This is a genomic window from Fodinibius sp., from assembly GCF_041642155.1.
Lineage (GTDB): Bacteria > Bacteroidota > Rhodothermia > Balneolales > Balneolaceae > Fodinibius.
Map to the genome: position 1 here is coordinate 1 of NZ_JBEPWZ010000045.1, position 16,704 is coordinate 16,704.

15 protein-coding genes are annotated in these 16,704 nt (G+C 49.9%); 6 read left to right on the plus strand and 9 right to left on the minus strand.

The window, feature by feature from the left end; all coding sequences use genetic code 11:
• The 5 genes from yiaK to ACESLU_RS04685 form a co-directional block, all read right to left on the minus strand.
• On the minus strand, positions 1 to 957 hold a 957-nt coding region (gene yiaK, locus ACESLU_RS04665), incomplete at its 3' end, for a 3-dehydro-L-gulonate 2-dehydrogenase (protein ID WP_372635839.1).
• Between the two features lie 502 nt (positions 958 to 1,459).
• Positions 1,460 to 2,782, minus strand: coding sequence for an amidohydrolase family protein (locus tag ACESLU_RS04670; protein WP_372635841.1), 1,323 nt, complete (start codon positions 2,780 to 2,782; stop codon positions 1,460 to 1,462).
• A gap of 23 nt (positions 2,783 to 2,805) precedes the next feature.
• Entirely contained in the window at positions 2,806 to 4,212 is a 1,407-nt protein-coding gene (locus ACESLU_RS04675) for an amidohydrolase family protein (protein WP_372635844.1), read from the minus strand.
• A gap of 19 nt (positions 4,213 to 4,231) precedes the next feature.
• Complete coding sequence (locus ACESLU_RS04680; RefSeq protein ID WP_372635847.1) at positions 4,232 to 5,602, minus strand: amidohydrolase family protein; 1,371 nt, start codon at positions 5,600 to 5,602, stop codon at positions 4,232 to 4,234.
• A gap of 162 nt (positions 5,603 to 5,764) precedes the next feature.
• Positions 5,765 to 7,399, minus strand: coding sequence for an acyl-CoA carboxylase subunit beta (locus ACESLU_RS04685; protein ID WP_372635850.1), 1,635 nt, complete (start codon positions 7,397 to 7,399; stop codon positions 5,765 to 5,767).
• A gap of 159 nt (positions 7,400 to 7,558) precedes the next feature.
• Between ACESLU_RS04685 and ACESLU_RS04690 the strand changes: the two genes are divergently transcribed.
• The 5 genes from ACESLU_RS04690 (at position 7,559) to queG (ending at position 12,545) form a co-directional block, all read left to right on the plus strand.
• Positions 7,559 to 8,983: a GWxTD domain-containing protein gene (locus ACESLU_RS04690; RefSeq protein ID WP_372635853.1), complete on the plus strand. Its 1,425-nt coding sequence runs from the start codon at positions 7,559 to 7,561 to the stop codon at positions 8,981 to 8,983.
• Positions 8,984 to 9,012: 29 nt separating this feature from the next.
• A complete protein-coding gene (gene pdxA, locus ACESLU_RS04695) occupies positions 9,013 to 10,011 on the plus strand; it encodes a 4-hydroxythreonine-4-phosphate dehydrogenase PdxA (protein ID WP_372635856.1) in 999 nt (332 codons plus the stop codon).
• Positions 10,008 to 10,799, plus strand: coding sequence for a class I SAM-dependent methyltransferase (locus ACESLU_RS04700; protein ID WP_372635859.1), 792 nt, complete (start codon positions 10,008 to 10,010; stop codon positions 10,797 to 10,799). The genes pdxA and ACESLU_RS04700 overlap by 4 nt, the downstream gene beginning before the upstream one ends.
• Positions 10,781 to 11,473 (plus strand): cell division ATP-binding protein FtsE, encoded by a 693-nt coding sequence (gene ftsE, locus ACESLU_RS04705; protein ID WP_372635861.1) that lies wholly within the window; start codon positions 10,781 to 10,783, stop codon positions 11,471 to 11,473. Before ACESLU_RS04700 ends, ftsE begins: the two co-directional genes overlap by 19 nt.
• Before the next feature lie 106 nt (positions 11,474 to 11,579).
• Positions 11,580 to 12,545, plus strand: a complete 966-nt coding sequence (gene queG / locus ACESLU_RS04710; RefSeq protein WP_372635863.1) for a tRNA epoxyqueuosine(34) reductase QueG — start codon at positions 11,580 to 11,582, stop codon at positions 12,543 to 12,545.
• A gap of 59 nt (positions 12,546 to 12,604) precedes the next feature.
• Here queG and ACESLU_RS04715 read toward each other — a convergent pair whose 3' ends face one another.
• Positions 12,605 to 13,243, minus strand: coding sequence for an RNA polymerase sigma factor (locus tag ACESLU_RS04715; protein WP_372635866.1), 639 nt, complete (start codon positions 13,241 to 13,243; stop codon positions 12,605 to 12,607).
• Positions 13,244 to 13,476: 233 nt separating this feature from the next.
• Between ACESLU_RS04715 and ACESLU_RS04720 the strand changes: the two genes are divergently transcribed.
• Positions 13,477 to 13,962, plus strand: a complete 486-nt coding sequence (locus ACESLU_RS04720) for a hypothetical protein (RefSeq protein WP_372635869.1) — start codon at positions 13,477 to 13,479, stop codon at positions 13,960 to 13,962.
• A 71-nt stretch (positions 13,963 to 14,033) separates the two neighbouring features.
• Here ACESLU_RS04720 and ACESLU_RS04725 read toward each other — a convergent pair whose 3' ends face one another.
• The 3 genes from ACESLU_RS04725 to ACESLU_RS04735 all read right to left on the minus strand — a co-directional run.
• Positions 14,034 to 14,963: a Ppx/GppA family phosphatase gene (locus tag ACESLU_RS04725; RefSeq protein ID WP_372635872.1), complete on the minus strand. Its 930-nt coding sequence runs from the start codon at positions 14,961 to 14,963 to the stop codon at positions 14,034 to 14,036.
• Positions 14,960 to 15,799, minus strand: coding sequence for a 50S ribosomal protein L11 methyltransferase (prmA, locus tag ACESLU_RS04730; protein ID WP_372635875.1), 840 nt, complete (start codon positions 15,797 to 15,799; stop codon positions 14,960 to 14,962). Before prmA ends, ACESLU_RS04725 begins: the two co-directional genes overlap by 4 nt.
• A gap of 34 nt (positions 15,800 to 15,833) precedes the next feature.
• On the minus strand, positions 15,834 to 16,704 hold an 871-nt coding region (locus tag ACESLU_RS04735; protein WP_372635878.1), incomplete at its 5' end, for a M28 family peptidase.

Sequence of the window (16,704 nt, forward strand, 5' to 3'; positions counted from 1 at the left end):
GCCGTTTTCGAGGTGATCCCTGCGGGTAGCCAGCGTTTGTTCTCCAGGGTAGTAGGTTCTCCGGCCTTGTTCCATGGGAGACACTTCATGCACGTTATGAATAATCTCATTAAGCAAATGGTCTTTTAACGCAGCATCCGAAAATTGATCGGGATCAATACAGATAAAAATTTGTGAAAGACCTGTTTCATGCTCTTCCTCCCCGATTTGAGCGGTGTGTCTTCCATCCGACAGGAATGCCGCCAGCATATCAAGGACCATCGACAGGGCGGAACCTTTCCAGTACCCTATGGGCAGGCCCCGCTCCTTGGCAAGGATTTTTTCAGGGTCTTTCGACAGGTTTCCCTTTTCATCCCAGCCCCCGTAAAACGGCAGCTGCTCATCATTAAGTTTATAGGTGTGAATTTTGCCGAATGAAAATTGCGACATGGACATATCAAGCACTACGTGTCCCTCCCCGCGGGGAATAGCTATAACAAAGGGATTATTGCCTATTCTACTTTCTTTACCGCCCCATGGAGGCATATTGGGCTGAGTGTTCGTAAAACAGAGTGCTATCTTTCCCTTGTCAGCTGCCTGCCATCCATAGGTGCCACCACGCATCCAGTGATTGGTATTACGCAAGGCAACGCAGCCCATGGTATACTTCCGGGCAAGCTCGACTGCACGATTCATACACCGGTGAGCATTGGTAACCCCCGGGCCCAACTGACCATCCCAGCGTTCGAGCGTCCCGAAAGAAGCCATTTTTTGAGGATCAGCGGTTATGTTGATCAACCCCTGTTCAACGTATTCTATAAACAGGGGAAACCGATTCAGTCCATGGGAATAAACACCGTCGCAGCTGGACTGGGTATGTGTTTTGGCAATGATATGAGCCTTCGCATCGGAAAAATCATACTTGAGCAAAATGGAAACGAGCACTTCTTCTATTTTCCTGAATGGTAACTTTAACATCCTTTTAAGCTTTAATTAAGAACTATAACCTCCTGTTACTGATATGGAATAAAATAACAATATCCGCGGGCATGACGGTTAGCAAAACATAGAGGGCGGCACTTCGTGCATAAGGTATGAATATTAAAGGCCAGATTCACCAGAAGATATATTTGATGCCTGAAGCCACGGAAAATATCAATCTTCTCGATACTGTTTGTCGAACATACTGGGAAAAGGAGGTGCTGTCAGGATTTTGATAGTACGAAGCCGATATCCATTATAAAACCCACACCGGTTTTCACGCCGGTGCGAGTAGGTCATCAGATGTAATATTTAGAATTATTGCCCCACACAGAATGCTACTATTAGCCAACGTATGATAATCTTGTTTTTAATCCTGTATTCCCGGGGTTGACATTTTCTAAATCGTATTCATTATGATATATATCTGTTTATAACCTGTTATTTTTTCTCTTGCACTATTGTATACGAGAAATATCCCAAAAACAGGTCAAATTTTTTAATGACCCTCATTTTCGACGGCACCGCGGTTGAGGTATTCTTCATAGAGCTGGGAATGACGGCTTACCATCGGTATTTTGTACCCGCGGATAAAAACCTGTTCAATGTGGGTGGTGGGCTCGAATGGATCGCCATCCGATAGAAACAGGTTAGCCTGCTTTCCTTTTTCAATACTGCCCAGCCTGTCAGCTATGCCGAAAATTTCAGCTGCATTCAGGGTAATGGCTTTCACAGCCTCTTCTCTGCCCAGCCCGTAGGCTGCTGCATACCCCGCATGGTAAGGAGCATTGCGAACATTTTCGATTTCACCGGTGGCAATGGCTACTTTTACTCCTGCCTCGTGTAATTTAGCCGGATTTTGATACGGCCGCTGGTAATTATCATACGCCCGCTCCGGGGTGTAAAGCGTAGACACCAGACAAGGTAATCCCGCTTCCGCTATTTCTTCGGCTACACGCCATCCCTCCTGTACCCCCGCCAAAATAAATTGAACGTCCGGATGTTTTCTTGTCCATTCTATGGCATTCAGAATATCCCGTTTATGATCGACAGAAATCATGACCGGTATGTTCCCGCCAAGGATCTCGCGCATCGCTTCTAATTTCTTATGAGTATCCGGTCTTTTTTTATCAGCGGATCCTTCCTCATAGGACCTCATCATATCGTCATAGAAGACCGCCCGGTCCCAAAATTCGTTCAGTTCCTTCAGGTTCTTTTTATACACCTTTTCCACCTCATCCTCGCTACGCCGGCCCCCCGCCCGAGAGGTAGGCCAATTCAAGTGCAGCGCTGCATTGGATGATACGGCCATCGAATCGGGCGAATAACCGTAGAGGTCTATAAGCGTCGCCTTGCCCGACAGGCGTCCCGACACCGGCAGGGAAACGACATGCGTTACGCCATTCACGCGCGTAACGGGTATGCTGACGCTGCTGGGGTTAATGGCCGTAAAGGCCCTGACATGCGGATTAAATTCCCCGAGCTCCGCCTGGTCTTTCGTCACGGCTACGGCACCGATCTCCTGGAGTCCCAGCTGGGTGCCGGCATCCATAAATCCCGGGTACAGATGATTGCCCGCGGCATTGATACGCTGGTAGCCAGAAGTGATTTTGGCATTTTTACCGACAAATTCAATCGTTTCACCATTAATTAACACCACACCATTTTCAATGACACCGTCTGATACCGTGTGTATGGTTGCATTGGTAATAGCAAATTTGCCAAACTCGGCCTTCTCGGTAATTTGTGCGACTCCTGCCGTCACCACAAGGACAACCAACAGGAAACCTGGAATGAAAAATTTCAAAAATTTTCTCATCATGCTAACGCCATTTTTGATATTGCTTAGTTCGTTTGATACCGAAATTGCATTTCCTGTTCATTAAACCGGATTTCTGCGCCCCGCAAACAGGTCCCCCCGCGGCGGCCATGCTCCTCATACCAGCGGCGGTCCGCATGCTCAAAATCGTCCGCCGGGTTCACCTCCAGCCTCATATCGTCCGCATCTTCGTCCCGGTCAAAATACTTTTTGCCGTCTACAAATGTCGCTTCCGCAAGGCTGTAGATACTCAGCGGGTGACCACTCCAGATGGCGACGTCACCGTGCTTTCCTTCTTCGATACTCCCCACCTTTTCATCGATCCCAAGCTGCATGGCGGGATTAATCGTAATCATTCTGAGGGCATCCTGTTTCGACGTATCTCCATAATGGACCGTCTTGGCGGCTTCGTGATTCAGGTGCCGGATAAGCTCTCCGCTGTCGGAATTGATGCTGTTGATGACGCCACTGGCATTCAGGATAGAAGCATTGAAAGCGGTGGAATAATATACTTCGAACTTATAAGCCCACCAATCCGAAAAGACGGAGGTATAGGCACTGTTCTTGCGGAGTTCGGGAGCAATCTTAAACGCTTCATTGGCATGCTGAAAGGTGTAATCTTCAATATCGTAATCGTCAAATACCCGCATCAGCATCATAATTTCATCCGCCCGGTACGAGTGACAGTGCACCCGGATTTCGCCTTCCAGTATATCAACCAGCACTTCCATACGCGCATTTTTGGCCACCGGTACCGGCGCTTCCTCACGTGCTCCCTCTTTGTACGCCTCTCTGGCTTCCAGGTATTCGCGGCGATTGCGCCGATAGTCGAGGGCGGCATCAAAATGATCGCGAACAACCTGCTCAACCCCCATCCGTGTGCGGGGTTGTACGTTAAAGCGTTGACCGTGTACCCGCGTGGGATTCTCACCCAATGCAAACTTTATCGTCCGGGGAGCCCCGTCAAACCGCAGCGCGTCCATGTCCCCCCCATACCGCAGTTTCAGCGTTTCATTCTGTCCCCCGATCACATTCGCCGATCCGTGCATCAGGTGAATGCTCGTAACCCCGCCGGCCAGCGCCCAGTACATATTGATATCATTGGGATCGATGGACTCCTCCATTGTAACTTCAGCCGTCACCGGGTGCGTCCACTCGTTGACATCCACGGCCGCAATATGGGAGTGGGCATCAATAATGCCCGGCATCACATACTTGCCGGAAGCATCGATGATTTCCACTCCGCCCGGCGCCGAAAGATCCCGGCCGATTTCAGTGATTATGCCGTCTTCTATAAGCAGATCGGTATTTTCTTTATTCCCGTCGGTGATGGTCATGACCGTCCCCCCGGTGATGAGTACCGATCCCTTCTCCTGCGCATAACCGCCCAGGCTCAACAAAAGTGCAAAAAACAGTAGTACGATCTTTTTCATATGTTTATATGTCCAAAAGCTAATTTGAAGTTTTGGATTCAAGCTCGGTGACTTCCCCGTTTGATACGGAAAAAAGTCCCTTGGCCTTCTCTTCGGTAAAGGGATTGTCAAAAACCGTAAAATTGGCCAACCGTCCCTCTTTCACATCACCGAGGCGCTGGCCGTATCCCAGGATATCCGCAGTCGACTGGGTAAGCATATTCAACAGCTGCGGCTCCATCATGCCTGCCTCCTCCTTCAGAACGAGCAAATTTTTCCGTATATCAGATATTTTGAGTCCATTTGAGCCGTAGCCGACCCTGACCCCCGACTCTCTCAGGGATTTAATATTGTTGATACGCTCTTCGTAAGCCTTTTGCTGCCGCTCCCGGAAGTGCTGCATCTCTTCGGTTACTTCCTGTTGTTTCGTGTTCCTATCCTTTTCCTCCCCCCCTTCTTCGTCGTTTTCATTATTCTCTTCCCCATCGGCTGACATCCAGTCCGGCTTTTCGGGGAGGTCAATACCGGCCAACACCGGGATATCCCGCCGGCGCAGTTCTTCCGCCGTCTTATAGGCTTCTTTACCCGAGACAAGTATCACATCAAAGCCGAATTCCTCCTGCAGCCACAACATTCGCTCTATATTCTCTTTGGAATCCGCAACAAAAAAGAACGGCTGCTCCAGTTCCATTACCGGGTACAGCGCCTCCAGTACCTTTTCATTTGTTGGAGCGGGATAGTTGGATGAAACCGAGGCGAAATACTCCTGCTGCTGATGCTGGGCTTTGGCATCATAAAACAGCTGCCGGAACTGAGCCATCAGTGCCATCGTCGTAGATGGATAAACAGATCCCCTGGCTTCGCTGAACTGCGCCAGCACGCCCAGTCCCCTTTCCAAGAGGTTATCCGGGGTCTGATTGCCCTTGACAAAAAAGAGATCAACCTGCCCGGGAAGCATCCGTCCCTCGAGTCCCAGTACAGCGGCGGTAAAACCCATTTCAGCTGCTTTTTCCAGCGCCTGGTCGTTGGATTTAAGATGCTCCGAAGGATACCGCTGGGGCTGAATGCCCGCCCGCTCATATCCCGGATTACCGGGCTCGTCAGGAGTGCCGCCCGGGCCATTGTCATCGGGACTTCCCCAGAATGCCATCCCGTCGATAAAGCCCGGGTAGACATGCAGGCTGTCGCCCCCGTCTCTCACATAGGCATCAAAGGGAATGGCCACCTCTTCCTCTGCTCCGACCGAACGGATAATGCCATTCCGCCATACGATCGTCCCCCCGTCGATGACCTCGCCGTCTGCCGTATGGATAATGACATTCTCAAAAGCCCCTGCCGGCTGTGCCCATCCCGGCAGCGACACTGCCATTAACAAGAGGATACAAAAAGAAAATATTCGTACTGATTTCATTGATGATCTGATAATAAAGGTTCTTACATTAACTGTTAAGCCAGGTTGCAGAATACAGGATAAAAAGCTACGGATATCAACCGGCCGACAACACCGCCATTGGTCAAAAGTACGGTTTTTGCTAAGGCTTAAAATACCCTGTATTATTCAAAATAACTGCCGTTACACCTGAATCACGCCCGTCTTAAATTCGTCCATGTCCGGATTATGATTGGCGTACCGGACTGCCCGGGAAATGTGATCGCGGGTCTTGATGGGGTTTATGATACCATCCACCCACATCCGGGCAGCAGCATATCGCACATCCGTCTGGTGCTCATATCGCTCACTGATCTCTTTCATAATCTCCTGCTCCTCCTTTTCGGTGATCTCTTCTCCCTTTTTTTCGAGGGACGATACCCGGATCTGCGTCAACACTTTGGCGGCTTGCGAGCCGCCCATTACCGCAATCTGTGCCGAAGGCCAGGCATACATAAACCGCGGATCGTACGCACGTCCGCACATCGCGTAGTTCCCGGCCCCGTAGCTGTTGCCGACCACGATCGTAATCTTGGGGACGGTGCTGTTGGAAACCGCATTCACCATCTTGGCTCCATCCTTGATAATGCCCCCGTGTTCACTTCGCTTGCCAATCATGAAACCGGTGACATCCTGCAAAAAAACAATCGGAATCTTTTTTTGGTTGCAATTCATGATAAAACGGGCCGCTTTGTCGGCCGAGTCGGAGTAGATAACCCCGCCAACCTGCATTTCACCCTGTTTTGTCCTGGTAATCTTGCGCTGATTGGCCACAATGCCCACGCTCCAGCCGTCCACCCGGGCATAGCCGGTAATGAGTGTTTGCCCGTACCCTTTCTTGAACTCGGTAAAGGAATTCTCATCAACGATACACTCCAATACGCTGGCCATATCATAGGGCCTGGTGCGGTCGTCCGGGAAGGCATCCAGTATTTCTGTCACATCCCGGGAGGGCGGGACCGGTTCTTTGCGGTTGAACCCCGCGGTCTCAAAGGGGCCCAGTTTGTCCACCAGGTCCCGGACGGTATGGAGACATTCTTCGTCGTCCTTCATTTTATAGTCAGTCACCCCGCTGATTTCTGTATGCGTCGTTGCGCCGCCCAGGGTCTCATTGTCCACTTCTTCGCCGATCGCCGCCTTGACAAGATAGCTGCCGGCCAGGAATACGCTGCCGGTGCCATCAACAATAAGCGCCTCGTCACTCATAATCGGCAGGTAGGCGCCCCCGGCCACACAGCTGCCCATTATAGCCGCAATCTGGGGGATGCCCCGGGCACTGATAACGGCATTGTTGCGGAAAATGCGTCCGAAGTGATCTTTGTCGGGAAAAATCTCATCCTGCATGGGCAGGTATACCCCTGCGGAATCCACAAGATAAAGAATCGGAAGATGGTTTTCGAGCGCAATCTCCTGGGCTCGCAGGTTCTTTTTAGCGGTGATCGGAAACCAGGCGCCGGCCTTGACCGTAGCATCATTGGCGACAATCACGCAATCGCGTCCCGATACCCGGCCGATACCGGTCACGACGCCGCCGGCGGGACATCCTCCCTCCTCTTCATACATTTCGTAGCCGGCCCACAACCCCAGTTCGTGAAATCGGCGATCTTCATCCAGGAGGCAATCTATGCGTTCGCGGGCCGTAAGCTTTCCCTTGTCATGCTGCTTTTTGATCCGTTTCTCTCCCCCGCCCCTCTTAATAACAGCTTCCTGCTCGTTAATCTTTTTGATCATTGAATTCAAATCCGGCTGCGGGGAATGCTTGGAATCAGTGGGACTCATAGATGTATGATACTGGATAATATTGGATGCTGTTTTAACGTTTCCAAAATAACGATTTTTAGCGAGCTCGAAAGTGCTTATTGGGTTATTTCCGTCTAAGTTTGTTACCTTGGAGGTAAACGGGAGCGAAAGGCTGTCTTTCATTAACCAAAGAATGCTGTGAAACGGATAAATTATCTTACAACGCTCATAATATTGCTGGCTGGATGGATGTCATGTTCAGTATCTGAGCTGCAAGCGCAACGCAATGCTAACTACCAGCAGTTAAGCATAGGCGATCAACGTCCGTCTCAATTTTTTGACTTTCTGGTATTGCCCGGCAACTCCGACGAAACCGTCACCTTTGCCTCGGTTTACAGCTTCTCGTATCGCACCCTTCCGTTTAAAAAGCTGAACCAGGCCAGTGCTGCGAATAACGATGATAAAAGAGCTTTTTTCAGTCCCATAAATCTCAGTATGGAAGTCTTTAACTCCAATGAGGCCCAGCTTAAAAAAAGAGATAGCAATATTTCGGTGGAGCGTCTGGAGCCGGCGGAACGTTCCTTCTGGGAAGATACGGCTTATGCAGAAACCTATGAACAAACGCAGACCGAATTAATGTTCCTGTACGGGAATATCGGGATGGAGCTGAAGCCCGGCATATATACCTATGTGCTGCAAATGACGCGCGGCGAGCGCAGTGACCCCCGGATTTCCAGAACACGTACGGTCCGCATTGATCCCTACCGTGATATGGAAGTGGGAAATGTGATACTGGGCGAAGAGCTGTATTCAGGACAACAAGAGGAAAACCAGCTTAAATTGATGAGTATGAGGGACAATGTAAAATATGGCAGTGACTTTTATGCTTTCGCTTACATCCCGCATTACGATCCGGGTGATTCTTATACCCTGACGATAAGGGAACTCAGCATTACCGGGAAAGATACCACTAAAGGGGAAGAGGTTTTTGTTCAAAAACTGGGAAATAATGAAATACGAACAGAGCTGAAACCGCAATTGGTTTCGACCGGGGTGAACGAAAATATACTTCAGCTGGCCTCAGATTCGGATGGATTTACCTATGCCCTGGTTGAGGTTCCCAACAGTACGTTTCCGAATGCATCTTATCAGCTGACGATCCGGGATAACAGCGAACAAACGGTTTCAAGAACAACCTATCATTCCATGTGGATTGATATGCCCCGGAGCCTGCTCAGCCTGGACATTGCCATCGACATGCTGCGCTATATTGTCGATGAGGCAACCCTTGATTCTCTTTCCGAAGGCTCACAGTCCGAACGGGAACGCAAATTCAGGGCATTCTGGAAAAAGAAAGACCCTACGCCCGATACCGAATACAATGAGCTGATGGCCGAATACTACCGGCGCATCGACTACGCTTACCAAAATTTTTCTACCAGCAACAGGATTGGCTACGAGAGCGATCAGGGCGAAGTTTATATTAAATTTGGTCCCCCTCAGAATATCGAACGCAAGTTTCCTCCCAGCGGATCGACTGTTGAAATATGGAGTTATCCCAACCGGGAATTTATATTCAGGGCAACTTCCGGTTTCGGTGATTTCAGATTGGTTTCTGAATAACCATAACTGCAAGCAGGACAAACACTTTTATGACACAGCATATTGTCATCAGCAGCGGAGATTTTAACGGCATTGGACCGGAGATCATTCTGAAGACGCTCAAGGAGGTCGATCTTGAACATCATATCGCTACTATCCTCTCTTCGCGGCAAGTCGTTGACTATTATCGTTCAAACCTATCGATAGATCTCCCCTTTCATATAATTGAGTCGGCAGATGAGGCACAATCCGGTACCGTCAATGTCCTGGAATGCTATGATGAGGAGACCGTCTCCATAGCACCGGGAACGCTCAGCCGGCAAGCCGGGCGCTGTGCCATGCAAGCTGTTGAAACCGGTCTTACCCTCTGTAACACCGGCAAAGCCGATGCCCTGGTAACGGCCCCTATCTCCAAGGAGGCGGTAAACCTGGCGGGTTATCACATACCGGGACATACGGAATTCCTGGCCGAACATACCGATACGGATGATTTTCTGATGATGCTGGTCAACGACAGCCTGCGCGTCGGACTGGTCAGTGTTCATATACCGGTGGCGGCGGTGCCGGCGGCGGTGACGGAGCATGCCATTATGAGTCATGCCCAAACCATGCACCAAAGCTTAACAGAAGACTTCGGCATCGCCGGTCCCCGGATAGCTGTACTGGGACTTAATCCCCATGCCGGAGATGGAGGAGTTATCGGCAGGGAAGAAATTGATATCATATCCCCCGCCCTTCAAAAAATTCGAGAGACCGGCATTGAAGCTACCGGCCCTCACCCGGCTGACGGCTTTTTTGGCAATCGAAAATATGAGCACTGCGACGGTGTTTTAGCGATGTATCACGATCAGGGACTTATTCCCTTTAAGGCCCTCTCCTTTGGAGCCGGCGTTAATTTTACCGCGGGACTTCCCGTCGTGCGGACCTCTCCTGATCACGGTACCGCTTTTGATATTGCCGGTAAGGGCAAAGCGGACCCCTCTTCTTTTAAACATGCTTTACAGCTGGCAATACAGCTTTCAGCCAATAGAAAAAAGAAATCAGCATGAGATCATTGTCTGGCACAGAACCAGTCTACACCAAGTTAGCCGAAATATATGATGCGGTTATGAGTGAGGTGGATTACGACCTCTGGGCTGACTATATCGATGCGCTCATGCTCGACCACCATGCGGATCCCAACACCGTTATGGAACTGGCCTGTGGTACCGGCTCACTTGCCCTGTCGCTGGATGAGCTCGAATGCTATGATATTTGGGGTACCGACAAGTCTCCACAGATGATCGCCCGGGCACGTGAAAAGAACCGGGAACGAATGTGCACGGTGGAGTTTTCTGTCATGGATTTTCTGGATATTCCCATGAACCGAACCTTCGATGTCGTATTTTGCGTGTTTGACAGCATCAATTATCTTCATGAACCCCGGCATGTTATCCGTTTTCTCAAGCAGTGTCAAAAACTTCTCACTTCCCGGAGCCTGCTTATCTTTGACTTCACGACGCCGAGTAATTCGAAGGAGGCGATCCATTATCTTCACAATGAAGAGGGAATGACCGACAATAATTACCGGTTCTTCAGGAGCAGTACATACAATGCAGAAAAGCAGATCCACACGAATACGTTCAGGATACAGCAATTAGCGGCCGACCGGGCCACCGTTCTGGACGAATTTGTGGAAGTTCACCGACAAAAAATATATTCCCTGCAGCAAATGCTTGATATTATCGATCAAACAGCGTATAACATACGTGCCAAATACAGCGACTTCGAATTTGAGGAAGCTGATGATGAAAGTTTAAGAATAACGATGGTTTTGCAATGTCCCAGCACTCAGTAATAGAATTTACCAATGTTTCGGTCACTTACGATTATCGACCCGTTCTCAATGAGATCAATTTTTCGCTTGCCAACGGCGAGTTTGCATATCTCATTGGAGAAACGGGCGCCGGCAAGAGCTCATTTCTGCGGCTCATCTACCGCGACCTTATTCCCGATGCCGGTTCGGTGCGGGTAGCTGATTTTGACGTCACCTCCATTTCGAGAAAAGAGATTCCCTACCTGCGGCGCAGGTTGGGCATTGTATTCCAGGATTTCCAGCTTCTGCCGGATCGAACGGTTTTCGAAAATGTAGCCTTTTCTTTGAAGGTTACCGGTACCAAAAAAAGCTATGTCAAGCAGCGCGTGCTCGAAGTTCTGGGCATGGTCGGCTTGAGCCACAAGCGCAAAAGCATGCCGGAGGATCTCTCCGGGGGCGAACAACAACGCGTAGTTATCGCCCGGTCGCTGGCCAACGAGCCCCGCATCATGCTGGCCGATGAGCCGACCGGTAACCTCGATCCCAAAGCATCAGCTTCCATTATGGAACTGTTGGAGAAAATAAATAACCGCGGGATGGCCGTGCTGATGGTTACCCACGACTATGATACGGTTAAGCAGTACCCATACCGAACCCTCAGGCTTGAGAACGGCAACATATCGGAAGTCGATCCCCGGAAACTCGGCAGGAAATAGCCACCGGGGATTATTCGAACTTTATCCCCCGTTTTCGCTTTTTTATTATCCAGGCCCGGGCTCAAAGAGTACACGGGTATATCAACCAATTCCCAATCAACGAATAATGACTGGCCAAAAAACAACCGTGAATCTCGCTAAACGCACAAAACGAGTACGTGAAGAAGCCCTCCGGCTGGGTTTCGACGCCTGTGGTTTTGCCAAGGCGGGTCGCCTCGAGACCGAAGAGCGGCGGCTTGAAGAGTGGCTCAGCCAGGGACGCCACGGCACAATGAGCTGGATGGAAAATTATTTGGACAAACGCGTGGATCCCACCAAACTTGTGCCCGGCTCGAAATCGGTTGTTTCGGTCATCGGCAGTTACTTCCATCCCGATCACAAACGACAACAGCGACAAGTGGGACAGCCTAAAATCGCCAAATACGCACAGGGACGTGATTACCACAAAGTATATAAAAAGAAGCTAAAAAAACTCTTCGCCTTTACCGAAGAGCTGCTCGGGGGACTCAACGGCCGGGTGTTTGTCGATTCGGCACCGGTACTGGACAAGGCCTGGGCGGTGCGGGCCGGACTGGGCTGGATCGGTAAAAACTCAAACCTTCTTAACAGGAATATCGGATCCTTCTGCTTCATCGGTGAGATGATCATTAACGCCGAATTTTTATATAGCACCCAGGTTACGGACCACTGCGGGAGCTGTACCCGCTGCATCGACGCCTGTCCCACCAACGCCATTCATGAACCGTACCGGGTTGACGGGAGCAGATGCATCTCCTATCACACCATTGAACTGAAAGAACAGATTCCCGAAGAATACCGCGGCCGTCTGGGCGAATGGATGTACGGCTGCGACATATGCCAGGATGTGTGTCCCTGGAACCGCGACGCCAAATATACGCAAATGGAGGACCTCCATCCCCGTGACAAGATCCTGGACCACGATATTGATTTCTGGAAGGAGTTGGACAACGAGCAATACGATGCCCTTTTTGAAGGCAGCGCCATGCGGCGGGCTAAATTCGAAAAATATAAAGATAACGTGGCGGCCGTGGCGGAAAACTTGGAAACATAGTCTGGCGGCGTAAATGGCAGCGCGATTCCGGTGATTGACCGGATGACTAACCTTGCGGTCTAAAACCGGTCCCGCTTATCCTTCAGTTCCTTATAGAGCATCTCCCTGGCCCGGAAAATATGGGCTTTAACCGTCCCAAGCGGCTTGTCCAGCACTTCTGAAATTTCCTGGTAACTCTTTTCTTCCATATGCCGAAGCTGGATGACTTTGCGATACTTTTTGGGTAGTCCCTTTATTGCCTCCCGCACCATACGCTGGCGCTGCTTGCGTATAATATCCCGGTCTGTCCGGGCCGTTTCGTCCGGCAGCTGCATCTCCATTTCTCCACTTTTGGTTTTCACCGGCTCATCTATGGAGAGCGTCTGCAGCTTCTTTTTGCGCAGGTAATCTATCGTATGATTGGTTGCAATGCGATACAGCCAGGTCGAAAAAGCGTAGTCGGTATTATATCTGTTCAGGTTTTCAAAAGCCTTGACAAATGTCTCCTGAACCAGATCTTCGATCTGCTCATGGTTTTTTACCATCTTGCGGATATGGAAATGCAACGCACGCTGATATTTGCTGACCAGCTTTTCGTAGGAGTGCTCACTACCACCCATAGCCTCTCTTACCAGCACATCATCTTCGAGACTACTCTCAGAAGCATTTTCTCGTGACGACTGCGAAACTTTTGTATGACTCCCTTCTGTGTCTGACATGCCTTTATCCGGGCAGAAACTATTTATTACTATTAATATCAGCTTAAAACTTACTGAAAGTGTCGCTTTATTCCCATTCTAATTTTTTTTAGTGAAAATGATCTGATTTTACCTCCGGGTGCGTATATAAAAGTGCAATGGAAAATCTGTAAGAGTTTAATGCCGAAAGGGTCTTACAGGCGAGATAATTTTTCAACTAAATAATCACTAAAGTAAATTAACCAAATAGAATAATGAAAAAAATAATACTTACAAGTTGTCTGCTTTTCGGTTTAGCGTTGGCCTTTAATACAACAAGTTATGCCCAGGAGTCTTCCGACGTTAAAATCGGCGGGGGATTAATCTACGGTCTCGAAGTAGAAGCCATAGGTGTCCAGGCAGGTGCAAAATATGCTTTTACCCCGGAGATCAGTGGAGCCGCTGACGTGGCTATTTATTTTCCCGATAATTATGACTGGTGGGAACTTAACGCCAATGCCCATTATCACTTCTATGCAGAAGAAGGCACCAGGGTATATGGACTTGGCGGGTTGAACTATACAACCTGGTCGTTTGACATGGGATCAATGGGATCAGTTTCCAATTCGGAAGTCGGTCTCAATCTGGGTGGAGGCGCTGAGTTCGGACTGGACTTTGCCGATCTCTACACCGAGCTGAAATATGTTATCGGCGACGCCGATCAGTTAGCAATTTCTGCCGGATTACGATTCGACATCTAAATTTCTGACACAGCTAACTCTGCCTACGGATGAATCACGGGCCCCTGATGTTATTTATTCAGGGGCCTTTTTTAATTCAGGGATTCTTCAAGAAGAATCGCTCCGTGACGAATGCCGCCGGTGGATGCAATAAGTGAGTCAAACCCGTACAGGTCCATTACGCCTTCGAGGATTAACAGTCCGGCTAAAAAGATATCCGCTCTTCCATCCATCACTACCGGGTACCGCCTCATAAGCTCAGCTGGAGTTACTGAACGAAAAGTTGAAATATAGTCCCGGATCACATCCGCAGATAACCGGCAGCCATTAACGTCATCGTCGTCATATGCTGTCATATGCCGGTCTATGTAAACAAGGGAGGTAACCGTACCCGACACCCCTACCAACCGGATGTTATCTTCCAAATCGTAAGGATACTCAGCCAGCATGTCCCGGACCGCTTTTTTGCAGTCATTGATTTGCCCGGGGGTGGGGGGTGTATTTCTAAGATACCGTTCGGTAAACCGCACGCACCCCATATCAAACGAATAGCGATCCATAATTTCCGCCTCTTTGCCCATTGCTATTTCAGTACTTCCACCCCCGATATCCAGCACGATCTTCAGCTGGTCCCGGGGCACATCGGAAAGCACACACTGTGCGCCCAAAAACGTACAGGCCGCTTCTTCCAGGCCGCTTAAAATGGTTACCCGGAGGCCGGTATGTTCCTCAACCCGCTCGAGGAACTCCTCCCGGTTATTAGCGTCGCGCACTGCACTGGTAGCTGTCACCACCGGGCTGCCGGCTTCCGGGTATTTTCGGTTAATTATTTGCTGATATTCTTTTAAAATATCGATCACACGCCCCATCGCCTCATCCGGAAGGTTGCGCTGCTCATCCACATCCCGCCCCAATCTCGGAACCCGCTGCTGCTCCTCTATCACTTGGACATCTCCCTGCTCTTTTTCTGCGACTAATAAAAGTACTGTATTCGTTCCTATGTCAATAGCTGTTTTTTTCATTTCTTAACCTGTGCATGGATGGCAATCCATTCGTTTTCTTGTTCGATATCGATAATCCGGGCATCCGGTGACAGCCGACTTGTGATATCGTCCCGGTCGTTTTCTACCAGGCCGGATAATACAACACTTCCTCCTTTCGTCAGGGACTTTATAAAATCGGGAAGCAATTCTAAAATTACATCCCGCTGAATATTGGCCAGCAGAAGGTCGGCCTTCATGTCAGCGGGAATGACGTCCGTCGAGCCTTTTTTTAGGATAATATTTGTTTCTACGCCGTTGAACAAAATATTCTCCCTTGCGTTTTTGATACTCCACTCGTCAATGTCGAAGGCCAACACGCGCGACGCTCCCAGCTTGATAGCGGCAATGGATAAAATACCCGTACCTGTACCGGCATCGATTACGGTGTCATCCCGGCGAACCAGCCCGGGCAGGAGCTTCAGGATGAGTCGGGTTGTCTCATGATAGCCCGTGCCGAAAGACATTTTGGGGTCAATTTCCAGCAGGATTTTGTCGCCGGGCACTGGATCGGTTGCCCAGGTGGGTTTAACAAAAAAGCGGCCGATCTCCCGGGCACCTACGGTCTGCTCCCACTGCCTGTTCCAGTTTTGATCCTTTACCACTTCCTCCCTTTCGATAAAGCAATGGCCGGGAAAGCCCGCCAGCAGCTGTTCGATCTGCTCCCGGACCCCGATTGCTAAATCTTCTTTTTTTATATAGGTGATAATCTGATTTTCCCGCTGTTCAAAACCGTCAAAGCCCATCTCCGAAAGCTCCGCAATTAACGGCTCATGGTATTCATCAGGGATGGCTATATCAAACTTAATATATGTCATTATATGGGCTAATGTCCAACCTCCAATATAATCTTTATAATCTGTTATAAACCAATTCCGTCAAAATTTCTCCCACACCACGCAGTGTTTTCTTATCGATGATATCCATATCATCGTTGTGCGTATGCCAGTAGGGAGCAAATCCCATGCCCGGACGATCGGGCCTGTGGCGGATAACATCGATGGTCGGAATACCCAGTATGCGATTGATAACCACATGATCGTCTGAGATGGCGTTGCCCTCGCGGTTTACAAACATAGCGCCATATCCTTCCTCTTCGGCAATGGACCATAGTTCATTGACCAAGGCGGGTGCATATTCCATGGAGTACTGTTCTTTGGGAAACAGGGCCTCCTCTCCCCCCACCATATCCAGCAGGATGCCAAACCGGGGAGCATAGCCCCTGACCGGAGGGTTCTGGGACCAGTGGCGCGAACCGAGGAAATACTGAGCGGTATCGCCTTCCCGGCCGTAATCTTCGCCGTCAAAAAGGATGAGGTCGACCCCGATGGGCGGCGGGTTGTCCCGAAAAAGGCGGGCCAGCTCCAAAAGAATCCCCACCCCGCTGGCCCCGTCATCCGCACCAGGGATCGGCTGCGCCGTGTGGACGGAATCCTTGTCGGCACGGGGACGCGTATCCCAGTGTGCACAAAGCATAATACGGTCGGTTTGCCGTGGATTAAAGGCGGCGATAATATTGGTAAGCTGCAACGTGTCGCCGTTATAGCCTTCCGTCGAAAATTCCTGAGAAAAGACACGCTCCATACCCGCATACGATTGAAACTTCCGGAAGAGATAATTTTTGGTTTCCCTGTGTCCCTCCGAACCGGGATTGCGCGGGCCAAAGTTCACCTGTTCCTCAACGAACCGGTATGCACTGTCGGCAGAAAACGCCGGGACCTCT

What these genes read in the sequence shown, in the direction of transcription:
- ACESLU_RS04670 (WP_372635841.1), bottom strand. Translation starts at nt 2,782, where the DNA reads ATGATGAGAAAATTTTTGAAATTTTTCATTCCAGGTTTCCTGTTGGTT.
- ACESLU_RS04675 (WP_372635844.1), bottom strand. Translation starts at nt 4,212, where the DNA reads ATGAAAAAGATCGTACTACTGTTTTTTGCACTTTTGTTGAGCCTGGGC.
- ACESLU_RS04680 (WP_372635847.1), bottom strand. Translation starts at nt 5,602, where the DNA reads ATGAAATCAGTACGAATATTTTCTTTTTGTATCCTCTTGTTAATGGCA.
- ACESLU_RS04685 (WP_372635850.1), bottom strand. Translation starts at nt 7,399, where the DNA reads ATGAGTCCCACTGATTCCAAGCATTCCCCGCAGCCGGATTTGAATTCA.
- pdxA (WP_372635856.1), top strand. Translation starts at nt 9,013, where the DNA reads ATGACACAGCATATTGTCATCAGCAGCGGAGATTTTAACGGCATTGGA.
- ACESLU_RS04700 (WP_372635859.1), top strand. Translation starts at nt 10,008, where the DNA reads ATGAGATCATTGTCTGGCACAGAACCAGTCTACACCAAGTTAGCCGAA.
- ftsE (WP_372635861.1), top strand. Translation starts at nt 10,781, where the DNA reads ATGTCCCAGCACTCAGTAATAGAATTTACCAATGTTTCGGTCACTTAC.
- queG (WP_372635863.1), top strand. Translation starts at nt 11,580, where the DNA reads ATGACTGGCCAAAAAACAACCGTGAATCTCGCTAAACGCACAAAACGA.
- ACESLU_RS04715 (WP_372635866.1), bottom strand. Translation starts at nt 13,243, where the DNA reads ATGTCAGACACAGAAGGGAGTCATACAAAAGTTTCGCAGTCGTCACGA.
- ACESLU_RS04720 (WP_372635869.1), top strand. Translation starts at nt 13,477, where the DNA reads ATGAAAAAAATAATACTTACAAGTTGTCTGCTTTTCGGTTTAGCGTTG.
- ACESLU_RS04725 (WP_372635872.1), bottom strand. Translation starts at nt 14,963, where the DNA reads ATGAAAAAAACAGCTATTGACATAGGAACGAATACAGTACTTTTATTA.
- prmA (WP_372635875.1), bottom strand. Translation starts at nt 15,799, where the DNA reads ATGACATATATTAAGTTTGATATAGCCATCCCTGATGAATACCATGAG.